This is a genomic window from Alkalimonas collagenimarina (assembly GCF_030717845.1).
Classification (GTDB): Bacteria; Pseudomonadota; Gammaproteobacteria; order Enterobacterales; family Alteromonadaceae; genus Alkalimonas; species Alkalimonas collagenimarina.
Genome location: NZ_JAUZVZ010000012.1, coordinates 37,105 through 50,220 on the forward strand (window position 1 = coordinate 37,105; position 13,116 = coordinate 50,220).

At 51.4% G+C, this 13,116-nt stretch carries 12 protein-coding genes; 10 read left to right on the forward strand and 2 right to left on the reverse strand.

Annotation, left to right across the window (positions count from 1 at the left end; all coding sequences use genetic code 11):
* The first annotated feature begins 6 nt into the window (after nt 1-6).
* The 4 genes from Q3O60_RS09885 to dolP are packed head-to-tail and all read left to right on the forward strand — an operon-like array spanning nt 7 to nt 3,383.
* On the forward strand, nt 7-1,854 hold the full coding sequence (locus tag Q3O60_RS09885) for a penicillin-binding protein activator (protein ID WP_305893763.1): 1,848 nt from the start codon (nt 7-9) through the stop codon (nt 1,852-1,854).
* Between the two features lies 1 nt (nt 1,855).
* Complete coding sequence (locus tag Q3O60_RS09890) at nt 1,856-2,206, forward strand: YraN family protein (RefSeq protein ID WP_305893764.1); 351 nt, start codon at nt 1,856-1,858, stop codon at nt 2,204-2,206.
* Between the two features lie 26 nt (nt 2,207-2,232).
* Entirely contained in the window at nt 2,233-2,820 is a 588-nt protein-coding gene (locus Q3O60_RS09895; protein ID WP_305893765.1) for an SIS domain-containing protein, read from the forward strand.
* Complete coding sequence (dolP, locus tag Q3O60_RS09900) at nt 2,817-3,383, forward strand: division/outer membrane stress-associated lipid-binding lipoprotein (RefSeq protein WP_305893766.1); 567 nt, start codon at nt 2,817-2,819, stop codon at nt 3,381-3,383. The genes Q3O60_RS09895 and dolP overlap by 4 nt, the downstream gene beginning before the upstream one ends.
* 15 nt (nt 3,384-3,398) lie before the next feature.
* On the opposite strand, the gene Q3O60_RS09905 is transcribed toward dolP, so the two are convergent.
* Nucleotides 3,399-4,079: a DUF599 domain-containing protein gene (locus Q3O60_RS09905; protein WP_369812657.1), complete on the reverse strand. Its 681-nt coding sequence runs from the start codon at nt 4,077-4,079 to the stop codon at nt 3,399-3,401.
* A 118-nt stretch (nt 4,080-4,197) separates the two neighbouring features.
* Nucleotides 4,198-6,258 (reverse strand): TonB-dependent receptor, encoded by a 2,061-nt coding sequence (locus Q3O60_RS09910; RefSeq protein ID WP_305893767.1) that lies wholly within the window; start codon nt 6,256-6,258, stop codon nt 4,198-4,200.
* A gap of 156 nt (nt 6,259-6,414) precedes the next feature.
* On the opposite strand from Q3O60_RS09910, the gene folE2 reads away from it, so the two are divergent.
* From folE2 to Q3O60_RS09940, 6 genes are all read left to right on the forward strand, one after another.
* Nucleotides 6,415-7,332, forward strand: coding sequence for a GTP cyclohydrolase FolE2 (gene folE2, locus Q3O60_RS09915; RefSeq protein WP_305893768.1), 918 nt, complete (start codon nt 6,415-6,417; stop codon nt 7,330-7,332).
* Nucleotides 7,329-8,699 (forward strand): dihydroorotase, encoded by a 1,371-nt coding sequence (locus tag Q3O60_RS09920; protein WP_305893769.1) that lies wholly within the window; start codon nt 7,329-7,331, stop codon nt 8,697-8,699. The genes folE2 and Q3O60_RS09920 overlap by 4 nt, the downstream gene beginning before the upstream one ends.
* Nucleotides 8,700-8,864: 165 nt before the next feature.
* Complete coding sequence (gene zigA / locus Q3O60_RS09925) at nt 8,865-10,088, forward strand: zinc metallochaperone GTPase ZigA (protein ID WP_305893770.1); 1,224 nt, start codon at nt 8,865-8,867, stop codon at nt 10,086-10,088.
* On the forward strand, nt 10,085-10,726 hold the full coding sequence (locus Q3O60_RS09930) for a DUF1826 domain-containing protein (protein ID WP_305893771.1): 642 nt from the start codon (nt 10,085-10,087) through the stop codon (nt 10,724-10,726). Before zigA ends, Q3O60_RS09930 begins: the two co-directional genes overlap by 4 nt.
* Nucleotides 10,727-10,829: 103 nt before the next feature.
* Nucleotides 10,830-12,437: a sensor histidine kinase gene (locus tag Q3O60_RS09935; protein WP_305893772.1), complete on the forward strand. Its 1,608-nt coding sequence runs from the start codon at nt 10,830-10,832 to the stop codon at nt 12,435-12,437.
* Nucleotides 12,418-13,092, forward strand: coding sequence for a response regulator transcription factor (locus Q3O60_RS09940; RefSeq protein ID WP_305893773.1), 675 nt, complete (start codon nt 12,418-12,420; stop codon nt 13,090-13,092). The genes Q3O60_RS09935 and Q3O60_RS09940 overlap by 20 nt, the downstream gene beginning before the upstream one ends.
* Nucleotides 13,093-13,116 lie beyond the last annotated feature (24 nt).

Below are 13,116 nucleotides of genomic sequence, written 5' to 3' on the forward strand. Positions count from 1 at the left end.
CGCATTGTGAATTCCAGCAAACAAAAGCCATTCCTTCTTTTAAGCCTGCTTGCCTTGTTTTTGATAGGTTGTGCCCAGCAAGCACCTCAGGTCTCTGCTCCCGTTGCTACCCCAGAGCCTGATATCGAACTGATTCCGGATGACAGCGGCAAAACCGCTCGAGAATGGATGCAGGAGGCACGCCAGCAGCAAGGTCAATCACAACAAGAAACATTATTGAACGCCATAACGGCGGCATTGAATGAACAAAACCCCCGGTTAGCACTAGCCATTAGCGATGAACTAAATCGTTTGGATGAAGTGTGGCTGCAAGCCACGCTACCGGCATGGCAACTTCACGCTTTGGTCGATTTACGCCAGTACAGTCCTGCACAAAAACTGATTGAACAAACGCGACTGAGTGCATTAGAGCCTTCGACTCAAGCCCATTATGCTATGCAAGCATCCCGCTTGTTTCGCCAGCTACAGCAGCCAGAAAAAGCAGCGCAGTGGTTATTGCAGTGGGATGAACTCAGCACCAAGATGACCGCCGATGCCCAGCCTCAATGGCAGCTGTTGTGGCAACTACTGAACCAACTGGATGAATCACAGTTGCAAACGCTTATGGTCAATGCTGGTCCACGCACGGGAGCCTGGCTGCAATTGGCGTCGAACCTTCGCCCTGTGATTGGACAACCTGAGCAGGTGCAGCGACAACTGCAGCAATGGCAACAACGTTACGGCCAGATGCCTGCACTGGATGTGTTACCGGATGATATTTTGCAACTCGGCGAGCTGACGCCGTTTCAACCCAAACGGGTCGCCGTTTTACTGCCCATCCATGGCAATCTTCGGCCTCATGCCCAAGCCATTCAAAATGGCATGCTGGCGGCAGTGGCATCACAACCTGAGGTCGAGCTATTTTTCTTAGATAGTCAACTTGAGACTCAGCAGCTGCATAATGAGCTAACTGCACTCACTATCGATTTTGTCCTAGGCCCGTTACAGCGGAGCCGGGTCGATGCGATCCGGCAGCACGATGACTGGCATTGGCCCACTTTGTATTTAAACCAGCCTAGCCAACCAGGCTCGGCAGACTCAGAGAGCCCGGCGTTCTTTTTTAGCCTGAGTATGGATGATGAAGCCAGCCAAATGGCTGCCATGTTTCAACGACGGGACTACCAGCGCCCGGTGTTAATTCATGCGCAAAACCCCACAGCTGAACGCATGGCTCAGCATTTTAGCCGGCAATGGCAAGGTTATGGCCATGATGCTCCTGAGTTATATAGTTTTCAGGCCAGAGATGAGTTGGAAGCTATGGTTGCCCGTTTGCTTGAACTGGAACAAAGCCGACAACGACTCCGTCAGATCAGCCAGCTGATCCCGGGGGAGGTTGAATCTGATGTGCATAGCCGACTCGATATTGATGCCGTGTATTTACTGGCGGATCCTACACAAACCAGACTGTTAAAACCTTTTTTGGATGTATCGGTGAGCCAAACTGCACCCAGTTTACCAGTTTATGCCAGCTCTCGAAGCCATAGCATTCAAGCCGATCGAACCGATCACCGGGATTTAGCGGGCCTGACCTTTACTGAAATGCCATGGATGCTCACTGTGCAACAAAGTGCTGAGTTACGGCGGCAATTTGATGTGCTTTATCCCGACCAGGATGAAGCATTGCAGCGTTTATTCGCTATGGGTTTTGATGCCGTGCAGCTGATCCCACAGTTGCGACAGCTGCAACATATTCCAGCGCTTCGCCATGCTGGTTTAACGGGTGAGCTCAGTGTCACACCAGAGGGACAGATCCAACGACAACTTAGTTGGGCACGCTACAGCCAGCAAGCTCTACAAGCTGTTCAGGAGCCCTAATATGGCGAATACGCTGGGCATTCGCTATGAGCAATTGGCAGAGCAGTTCTTGCAGCAACAGGGCTTGCAAAGCCAGGAGCAGAACTTTAGCTGCAAACTTGGTGAAATTGATTTAATCATGCGAGATGGGCCCTGCTTAATTTTTGTTGAGGTAAAGTACCGCGCTTCAAATGCTTTTGGTGGCGCGATAGCAGCGGTCAGTCAACGGCAACAACAAAAGCTGCTACGGACAGCACAATTGTATTTACAGCGCAGCAAACATCAGGGACCATGCCGTTTTGATGTGGTAGCGATATCTGGCCAGGAGCCTTATGATTTTAACTGGATCCAAAGCGCCATTCAGGCAAGATAACATACCGAACACTTACAGGACTTGCGATGCAGGATAAAATCCGCCAGCTCTTTAGCGAAAATATTCAAACCATGATTGCCACCAGTGAAGTCATGGCAGGCCCCATTGAGCAAGCCGCATTTCGTATTGTTAGCAGCCTGATTGAAGGCGGAAAAGTGATTTGTTGTGGCGATGGTGCCACGGCTGGCCTGGCCCAACACTTTGCTCAACTGCTACTGGACCAGTATGAAACCGAGCGCCCTTGCCTACCAGCTTTTGCCTTGCATCAAGATCAGTCTAGTTTGAGCCCCAGCCCGACTACCAATACCGATTATTTTGCCCGTCAGGTGAAAGCACTTGGACAAAAAGGCGATATTTTGTTGGTTATTTCACTGCGTGGTGAAGAACAAAGCCTGATTAAAGCGGTCGAAGCAGCACTGACCTGTGATATGAGTATTGTTGCTTTAACGGTAGAAGGCAGTGATGAACTCTCTGGTTTGCTCAATGCTCAGGATACTGAATTACGAGTCCCCGCGCATCGCAATGCCCGGGTTTACGAGTGCTATGCGTTTTTATTGCATTGCTTATGCGAACTCATTGAAATGAGTCTTTTCCCACAACAGGGTGAGTTATGAAACAACAACGTTTACTGATCGTTTTGGTTAGCATGGCTTTACTGCAAGGCTGTGCTGCAGCAGTGGTGGCAGGTGGCGCCACCGCGGTAGTTGCCGCTCAGGATCGCCGTACCATCGGCTATCAAATTGATGATAAAGGCATTAGCCTGCGAGCAAACCAGCAGTTTGCCGAGGCAGGTTTAAATGAGCAGGGACGGATCAATGTAGTCAGCTACAATGGTGTTGTGTTGTTAACAGGTCAAGTTGAATCAGAACAAGTACGTCAGCAAGCAGGTCGTATTGCCAGAGATTTGCAAAGTGTGCGCGATCTGCATAATCAAATCCGTGTGGGATCCCCCATCTCATTATCGACCCGAAGTCGCGATAGCTGGATCACCACCCGGGTGAAGTCTACCTTGCTGGCCGACGGCGACATCAGTGGCCTCAATATTAAAGTTGTGACCGAAAACGGCGAAGTCTTCTTAATGGGATTAGCCACCGCAGCTGAAGCCGATAAAGCGGTTGAAATTGCCCGACATGTAGATGGCGTACAGCGCGTAGTCAGAGCCTTCGAGCTGCAGTAAAGCGCAAAGTTGCACTCAACAATCCCTAAGTGCATGCAACACTTTGGAATGAAACTCACGTTGTTTCATCACCAGCATCACGATCACAGTAGCTGCCATAAAAAGTAATGGGTCAATAAACCAGGCCAAAGCCGCCAGTGAAAAGTACATACTGCGCAGGCCATAGTTAAATGAGTGGCCGGCCTGGTCAATCACTTTGGCTGCGCGGATGGCATAAGCCTCGCGATCAGCATCCTCCATCTTCCGGCCATCAGGAGCCGCCCCTATCAGTACCCCACCAAAACCGTACTGTCGCAGAGACCAGGTAAACTGAAAGAAAGCAAACACATAAATCAGCGCAATACATAGTAATTTAAGCTGTAAAGACACCTCAGCGTCACGGCTCCACGGTAATACATTGCTCAGCACCACACTGATTTTATCCGCTGATGCCAAAGCTGTTAATAAGCCCGCCAGCACCAATAGGCTGCTGGAGGCAAAAAAGCTGACGTTGCGCTCTAAGGTCGACAGCAAGCCGACATCGGCCATTTTATTTTCCCGACAGAGCATTTGCTGCATCCAGTCATTACGCTTGCGGCGCAGTTCAAACGACAAGCAACTCACCGTCTTGGCACGGCGCTTGGCAACCAATGTATATCCCACCCAGATGGTCAGAAACCACAGCACTGCAATCACATCAAACCAGCCCGTCATCATCGCTAATCCTTTTTTACTCCGCCCACATCCTTATAGCATAACGGCTGACTTAACAGCCAGCCGTTATGCTTTGTTTTGAAGGAGATATCCTCGCCGAAGTGACTGGTAAGGTCGCGTTTTAAAAAGTAACGCGAACGCCCAAGGTCAGATTACGTCCCGGCAAAGGTGCATCTTCTTTAATAAAGGAGCTATGTACAAAGGCCAGTTGATTGGTGACATTTTGCGCTTTGGCAAACGCCATCATATCCAATTGCTGCCAGTGAAAATGGTAATTCAAGTTGGCTTCAAACAAGGTATAACCCGGTGTTTCTGTTTCATTGTCGCCTACTTTGTCCTGCTTGCCATGATGGGTCATACCGAGTTGCGCCGTCCAATCATCTGCGCTGAACTGGTATTCAGCACCGACCCGATAGGCCGGAATCCGAGGTAAGTTGCTGCCATCTGCTAAACGAGCCCTTACCGTATCGGCCAAGACACTGATTTGATGATCCGGTGCAAAACGCCAGGTGATGCTGCCTTCAGCACCATGAATTTTTGCGTCTTGCTGGGTGTATTGGTAAGCATCAAAGCCTGAAAACTCAACGCCGAGGTTACGTAAATAGGCGAAATCATCGACCCGGTTGTAAAACAGATTCAACTGATAACTGATATCGGTCCACTGGCCGCGCAAACCTAAATCCACATTATTGGCCCGCTCGGCTTTTGATAAGCTGGCATCGCTGATGATCTGCAAGTCATTGCCCTGTTGAGTCACCTGATAAGCGGTACCTATTTCATACGAGCGGGTACCAACATGAATGCCATTGGCATACAGCTCGTTGGCAGCAGGTGCCCGTTCTGCCTGGCTAAAGGCTGCTGTCAGCTGATGCTGGTCATCCAATTGATAGACGGCCCCCACCGACCAACTGAATAAATTAAACGGGTCGCGAATGGCCTGGCTACCCAGACTGTCGGTAACGTCATCAGCTTGCTGCACCAATCGCTCCAACCGAGCACCAAACTCAGCTGTGAAGCGGCCAAAGTTACGCTCCTGCAACACGAAAACAGCATGGCTGTCGGTATCGGTGCTGGGCGTAAAGGCTTCTTCCCCCTCGGCACTATAATCACGCACATAGCCATGATAACCGACGATGCCGCGCCAGCCGCCATCCAGAACATAGGTCGCTGTTAAGCGCGCTTCCAGCACCTTACTGGTGAACTCTGTTTCTACCTCGCCATCGTCAATTTCGGCATGATCGTAATCGGTAAAGGCCAGATCAGCAGTAAAACGTTCCCACAATGGATGCTGAGGATTGTATTCCATCGCCACAGCAACCCGTTGCTGGTTCAGCTGAATAAATTCGCCGTCTTCATCGCCATCACCCGGTGCAGCAGGCCCTTCTGGCAAGCCATACTCGCTGCTGATGTAACCATAACTGACCCCGACAAAGCCCCAGTCCTGTACCTTACTTAACCCCAGATTCAGGGCCTGATGATCAGACCAGGAGTTGGCCAGCCGCTTGCTGCTGTCACCGTCTTCGTTGCTGTATTCAGGCACCCTGTATTCGTTGCTTTTACGGGCATAACCATCGGCATGAAACGCCAGTGCATCAGAGCCGCTGTCGTGGGCAAAGGCCAGCGAGCGTTCGGCTCCGGCACTGTTTAACCGGCCCTGTAATACCGTTTCAGCCTGCTCAACCCGTTGCTGTGGAATACGGTTATCCACCACATTGATCACACCACCAATAGCGCCACTGCCATACAACAAGGTCGCCGGGCCACGCAGTACTTCAATTTGCTGTGCGGTAATAGCATCGGCCGTAATGGCATGATCCGGTCCTTCCCGCGACACATCGCCGGTACCTATGCCATTGTGGATCACTTGCACCCGGGCGCCGTCCAAACCACGGATCACCGGGCTGGATGCCACCGGGCCAAAATAATTGCCGTGCACGCCGGGTTCATGCTTCAACGTTTCACCAATACTGACTTCAGAGCGGCGTACCAGCTCATCGCCACTTAACACCGACACCGGACCAGCCATTTCCACCACATCCCGGCGCAAACCGGACGCCCGCACCTCTATGCGCTCGACCTGTCGGGCCTCATCTTGCAATGTCGTATCTGTGACCTCATCGGCCAGTACCTGGGTACTCAAAGCAGCCAGAATCGCTGCATGGATGGTCGTCAATCGAAACATGGTTGTTCCCTGTAACTGAACTTTAAAAATTGCGCACATGCTAGGTAGTTCTTCTTTTTGATGCAAGGCATGGTAGAAATTTTCGCGGTGAAAGGAGAATTAAATGTGATAGTATCACATTTTGACGCTCACTGACTATACACCAAGGAGTCCACTATGCTGCAGGCAACTCTGCCTGATATCACTACCGAAACCCAACCGGAGAGCACCACAGCGCTTAATGGTGTCGGCATGCATCAGATCGACTTGATGCTGTCTTTAGCCGATGACGGCGAGAATCTGCGGCTTCCCGCCAAGGCCAACATTGCCATCAACTTACCGGCAACTAGTATTCGCGGCATACATATGTCTCGGCTGTATCGACTGCTGAATGATTTCAGCGAACAGCAATTGTGTACCCCGGTCAACCTGCAATGCCTCCTGCAACAGCTGTTGCACAGCCATCAGGATTGCCAAAGCGATCACATCAGCTTGTCACTGAGCTTTGAGCGTATGCGGAAACGACCAGCACTCATCACCACCGACTTGGCTGGCTGGCGCAGTTATCCGGTGCAGCTGAAGGCCAGCATACAGCCCGGCGGCTTCCTGCTTGTGATGACGGCAAAAGTGCAGTATTCCTCCACCTGCCCCTGCTCAGCTGCACTCAGTCGTCAATTGCTGCAACAAAAGTTTTTGGCCGACTTTTCCAGTAGCGAGCAATTGAGCAAAGGCGATGTGGCGAGCTGGTTGCAGCAGCATGGCAGCTATGCCACGCCTCATAGCCAACGCAGCGAGGCCAGTATTGAGGTGCAACTGGCTGCTGATTCGGACCATTTCCCCATTAGCCACTTGATTGATCTGGCTGAGCAAACACTGGCCACACCGGTACAAACGGCTGTGAAACGGGCCGATGAGCAAGCATTCGCCAAACTTAATGGCCAGAACCTGATGTTTGTTGAAGATGCGGTCAGGCGCCTTCATACCAAGCTACAGCAAGAATTTCCGGCCTTTGCCATAGACGTCGCCCACCTTGAAAGCTTGCATCCACACGATGCCATCGCCCGGGTACGATACCCTGAGCAGGAATCATTATGACTGCACAACAATGGCTGAAACGTCTGACACATCAAGACGCCGATCTGATCATTCATGGCGCTGAGTTGGTGACTCCATCTGGTATCGTGCGCGAAAACATCGCCGTCATCGATGATCGTATTGCCGCCATTGGCACTGAGGGCTGGAGCTGCCAGTACAGGCTGGACGCCACCGGCTTGCACTTGCTGCCGGGGGTGATTGATACGCAGGTGCATTTTCGCGAGCCCGGTTTAACCCACAAGGAAGACATTGCCCTCGGCAGCAAAGGAGCGGTGCTAGGCGGTGTGACCGGATTTTTTGAAATGCCGAATACCAATCCGCTGACCTTATCGGCCGATTGCCTGCAAGCAAAGCTCGATAGTGCGGCCGAAAATAGCTATTGCAACTACGCATTTTACATAGGTGGCAGCGCGGCCAATCTGGGTCAGCTGGCTGAACTGGAGCAACTGCCGGGCTGCGCTGGCATCAAAGTCTTTATGGGCAGCTCCTTCGGTGACTTATTAACCGAACAAGATGAGCTGCTACTAAAAATTTTGCACGATGGTCGCCGTCGGGTGGCGATTCATGCCGAAGATGAAGCCCGCCTTCGGGAGCGTAAAGCACTCACTGCGGGTAAAGTAGAGAATCATCCTCTGTGGCGCGATGCCGAAAGCGCCCTGCTGGCTACCAAGCGCATCGTGGCTTTGGCTGAGCAAGCCAACCGCCCATTGCATATCCTGCATATATCCACCGCGGATGAAATGGCCTATCTGGCGGCTTTTAAACACCGGGTGACGGTCGAAACGACTCCACATCATTTAACTCTGGTGGCGCCGGATTGCTATCAGCAACTGGGTAGCCTGGCGCAAATGAATCCGCCGGTGCGGGATCAGGCTCACCAGCAAGGATTATGGCAGGGCATCGCCGATGGCACCGTCGATGTGCTTGGCAGTGATCATGCACCCCATACGCTGGATGAAAAATCCCGCCCCTATCCTGACTCACCCAGCGGCATGACCGGCGTACAAACGCTGTTGCCAGTGATGCTGAACCATGTTGCCAAAGGCCGCCTCAGCTTGCAGCGACTGGTGGATCTCACCAGCAGCAACCCGGCACGGGTTTTCGGTCTGGTCGGTAAAGGCCGGATTGCCGCCGGGTATGATGCCGATTTTACCCTAGTGGATATAAAGGCCAAGCGAACCATCGACAACAGCTGGATTGCCAGCAAAGCAGGCTGGACGCCATATCATGGCGATACGGTCACAGGTTGGCCTATTGCCACCATCATTGCTGGCCGGCTGGTCATGCATAGCGATGAATTACTCGGCCCACCACGCGGCAAGCCCTTTGTTTTTTCCGATATCCATAACAACAAGGAACCACGATAAAAAAAATCTCTGTTTTACCATCGACGCTGCTTGGCTTGAGTTTGGTGCTAAGCGCTGGCAATAAACAGCCAGCCGTCATCGAAACACGGTGAAAACTGCGGTAGACAGCCTTCTACCGCATGCTACAATTGATACGTTATACCATTACAAATACTGGAGTGTTGTATGCTTGGTTCCGCTGTTTCTCGCCCGCTACCGGTGACGGTTTTGTCCGGTTTTTTAGGCGCTGGTAAAACCACGCTGCTTAATCATATCTTGCATAACCGCGACGGACTGCGCATTGCCGTGATCGTCAACGATATGAGTGAAATCAATATCGATGCCGCGCAAATCAATAAAGAAGTCACGCTGAACCGGGCCGAAGAAAAGCTGGTGGAAATGAGCAATGGCTGCATTTGCTGCACCCTGCGTGAAGATTTACTGCTGGAAATCGGCAAGCTGGCACAAGCCAATCGCTTTGATTATCTGGTGATTGAATCGACTGGTATTTCCGAGCCACTGCCGATTGCCGAAACCTTTACCTTTGAGCACGAAGACGGCAGCCGATTATCGGATGTCGCACGGCTTGATACCATGGTGACGGTGGTGGATGCAGTGAATTTTCTGCACGATTACCAGCAAGCCAACGATCTGACGAGCACAGGCGAAAGTCTGGGCGAAGAGGATGAACGCAGTGTCGCTGATTTATTGATTGAGCAGGTCGAGTTTTGCGATTTACTGGTACTAAGCAAAACCGATTTAGTCAGCCCAGAGCAATTGGCGACCTTGCAAGCTATTTTGAAGAGCTTAAACCCACGAGCACAGCAAGTGCTGGCCGAGCATGGTCAGGTGCCGCTTGCACGCATCATCAATACGGGTTTATTTGATTTTGAGCAAGCAGCACAGGCTCCTGGGTGGCTACAAGAGTTGCGGGGCGAGCATCAGCCAGAAACAGAAGAGTATGGCATTAGTAGCTTTAGTTTTACCGCGCATCGGCCTTTTCATCCGGCCCGCTTTCATGCATTTTTGCATCAAGACTGGCCGACTGGCCGTTTAATCCGCTCGAAAGGCTACTTCTGGTTGGCAGCTACCCCTGCCCATGCCTGGCAGTGGCATCAGGCGGGTGGCATTGCCCGCTATGGTATGGCGGGTCTGTTCTGGCAAGCCGTGCCGCGGGACGAGAGGCCTGATGACAAAGAGACCCAAGCGGCAATCTTATCTCAATTTCAGCAACCGTATGGCGATCGACGGCAAGAGCTGGTGTTTATTGGTCAACAGCTGGATAAAACCAGCATGCTTGCACAACTGAATGCGGCACTGCTGACCGATGCAGAGCTGGCCATGGGTGAAACCAGCTGGCCACAGCTGGAGAACCCGTTTCAGCTAACAGCAATGGACGAATTAGTATGAGCACCTTCAGCACGTTCAGGCCAGAGCCCATCAACTCTGCCCATTTGACCAGCCCATATCACTCCGAAGTGCAGCCTCTGGCCCGACAATGCTTGAGCCAAGAGCCAGACGGATTGACAACGATCTTTCAACCAGATGTCAACTTAGCCGTCTGGCAACGCCATGTATCGAGCCACCTGCACAGCTATGCTCACCAGTTGCAAACACAGCTGACATTGCCACTGCAGTGCATGCTGTCGCTTAGCGATATCCCCCATGAGTTAAGCAACGCTTTGCCGGAAGGCGAAGGCCGCGACCTCTTTATTGCGGATATCAGCCAACTGACAGAGATGTTTGCTTGCCTGATGGATTGCAACGAGATAGGCCTGCGCCTGCGCGTTTTGGATAAACCGATGTGTCCTAAATTTCATACCGATCATCTGGTATGTCGTCTGGTCAGTAGTTACACAGGCCCTGCGACCGAGTGGCATGCAGGCCCGGTAGATGCGCCCATGCCCACTCAGCAACTGCAATGCGGTGATGTTGCTTTGCTCAAGGGTAGTGGCTGGGAAAACAGCGGCTGTTACGCCATCAGCCATCGCTCACCGGCTGCAACAAATAAACGATTACTGCTGACCATGGATCCGGTCTGGTCCTAAGCTAAAGGCGAAAACATCACCACAGCAAAGTTAACCCAATTTTCATGATCCTCAGCCAGAAAGCTCATATACTGAGCATTACTATTGTCGCTGGGCTCTGCTGATGTACCTTCGCAAATTGATAGTATCGCTTTGTATTTTGGTAGGAATTATTCTGCTGCTATCCAGTATTGGCTTTTGGGCTCAGCAGAACTCTGAGTTTCACACCAAGCGCAACCGCATCGCCAATCAAATGCTGTCAGAATTTATCTCACTGCGCGCAGATAAACAGCGTTTGAAGGTCTGGCTGGCAGAGTATTTACTCACCGATGACGCCAATACCGGATTTCGTGATACTTTGTTCGCCCGCATGCAGCAACAGTTGCACACTTTAGATCAATTGGCCGTTCGCGATCAGCTCTACAGCACCAGCGAGCCGGATCTGCAACTCATTATGCAACAGGTCAAAGTCATTTCTCTGCTGCAATCCAACTTACATACTCTGGAACAAGCACTAAGAACCCGCGAAATAGCCGCCTACCAAGATGATATCGAGCGCTGGCGCACCCTGATTAGCTTATTTGATAAATTTCAGGATACCGATCTCTCTGAGCTGCTGCAGCAGGCCATTGCCGAACAAAAGCTTCGAGCAAATAGCACCGAAACTGATGCGTTGTCTGCAGTTCAACAAGTACAGCACACCATGCTGCTGATCAGTCTGGGTGGGCTGTTTTTTGCCATTTATATTGGCTGGCATCTATCGCGAGCATTGAGCCGGCCGCTCCAACGTCTGCTCGATGGCACCAAGCAATTGCAGCAGGGCAACTTTGATCATCGTATCGACGAACAAGGTCCAGCAGAATTTGCCGAGCTGGCCCGCCAGTTTAATCTGATGTCTGGTTACATTGCTGACTTTGCCCGCCAGGAAAAACAAAGCCAGCAAGCTACCGAACAAAGAGTTCAGGCGCGGACTGCAGAGTTGCAACAAGCGCTGGCCCAGTTGCATGAAGCCGAGCATCGGCAAAAGCAATTATTAACGGATATCAGCCATGAATTACGTACTCCGGCCACCAGCATTCAGGGTGAAGCCGAAATTAGCCTGCGCGGTAAAGATAAAGACAGCACCGAATACAAAGAGGCTTTCGGTCGTATTTTGGCGGCAAGCCAACAGCTGAGCCGGCGGATTGAAGACTTGCTGCTCTTAGCTCGCGGCGAAGAGCGTTTACTGCAGGTAAACTTAAAACAACTGACCTTATCGGCATTCAGCCAACTGGCGACAAATACCATTCAACAGCAACTGAACAGCCCCTTTCAGTTAGAACCGGTGATATTGCCTGAGCTAGCTGCCAACCACTGGCTGCTCCTTGATAGCGAAAAGTTTGCCAGTGTGCTGCGTATTATTACCGACAATGCACAGCATTATGCCGGCAACAATCCTTCGTTGCAGCTGGCGCTCACACTGAACGACAACGAACTGAAACTGGAGCTCAGTGATCAGGGAATAGGCCTGAACCCAAACGATCGATCGCAGCTATTTCAGCGACATTTTCGAGGGACCAATGCCCGTCATGCCCGCCCCGATGGACTGGGGATCGGGCTTTGTATTGCCAAAGCCATTATGGAAGCGCACGATGGCACCATAGAGCTATTGCCCAATCACCCTAAAGGCACCACAGTGTGCCTGTGCCTGCCCTTGTTTAGCGGAACTCAGCATGAAAATACTGATTATTGAAGATGATGAAAAAGTAGGTAGTTTTCTATCTCGCGGTTTAAAAGCTGAAGGTTACCGCACTCAGCTGTTACAAGATGGCTTGAATGCATTGGAAATCGTGCGTCAATTCGAGCCAGATGTCATTGTGCTGGACCGCATGCTGCCACAATTGGATGGTCTGACGTTATGCCAGCAAATTCGTAGCTTACAAATCCCTGCTCGTATTCTCATTTTGTCCGCCTTGTCGGAAGTCGATGAGCGAGTGAAAGGGCTGCGCGCTGGAGCCGATGACTATTTAGGCAAGCCATTCCATTTTGAAGAGCTGCTGGCCCGAATTGAAGCTCTGGCTAAACGCGATGTCAGCAGCTTGCACCAACGTCAGTTGCAGGTTGCCGATCTGGTGCTCGATTTGGATAGCATGCAAGTCAATCGTGCCGGTAAAACGCTGACCTTAACTGCCAAAGAGCTGGGTATCCTTGAGTTATTGATGAGCAACAGCGGCAAGGTATACAGCCGTGAGCGCATTCTCACCAATGTCTGGGGGTTAAACGAAGACCCATTAACCAATATTGTTGATGTCTATGTTGCCCGGCTTAGAAAAAAAATTGACGACCCACACTCAGTGAAGTTATTGCATACCCGACGGGGTTTGGGTTACTGCTTGCAAGCGGAATAAAAAAGGCTGACCTCAGAGGAGATG

Bases quoted from the DNA above. Each gene is read 5' to 3' on its own strand.
- Q3O60_RS09890 (WP_305893764.1), top strand. From the start codon at position 1,856: ATGGCGAATACGCTGGGCATTCGCTATGAGCAATTGGCAGAGCAGTTC.
- Q3O60_RS09895 (WP_305893765.1), top strand. From the start codon at position 2,233: ATGCAGGATAAAATCCGCCAGCTCTTTAGCGAAAATATTCAAACCATG.
- dolP (WP_305893766.1), top strand. From the start codon at position 2,817: ATGAAACAACAACGTTTACTGATCGTTTTGGTTAGCATGGCTTTACTG.
- Q3O60_RS09905 (WP_369812657.1), bottom strand. From the start codon at position 4,079: ATGATGACGGGCTGGTTTGATGTGATTGCAGTGCTGTGGTTTCTGACC.
- Q3O60_RS09910 (WP_305893767.1), bottom strand. From the start codon at position 6,258: ATGTTTCGATTGACGACCATCCATGCAGCGATTCTGGCTGCTTTGAGT.
- folE2 (WP_305893768.1), top strand. From the start codon at position 6,415: ATGCTGCAGGCAACTCTGCCTGATATCACTACCGAAACCCAACCGGAG.
- Q3O60_RS09920 (WP_305893769.1), top strand. From the start codon at position 7,329: ATGACTGCACAACAATGGCTGAAACGTCTGACACATCAAGACGCCGAT.
- zigA (WP_305893770.1), top strand. From the start codon at position 8,865: ATGCTTGGTTCCGCTGTTTCTCGCCCGCTACCGGTGACGGTTTTGTCC.
- Q3O60_RS09930 (WP_305893771.1), top strand. From the start codon at position 10,085: ATGAGCACCTTCAGCACGTTCAGGCCAGAGCCCATCAACTCTGCCCAT.
- Q3O60_RS09935 (WP_305893772.1), top strand. From the start codon at position 10,830: ATGTACCTTCGCAAATTGATAGTATCGCTTTGTATTTTGGTAGGAATT.
- Q3O60_RS09940 (WP_305893773.1), top strand. From the start codon at position 12,418: ATGAAAATACTGATTATTGAAGATGATGAAAAAGTAGGTAGTTTTCTA.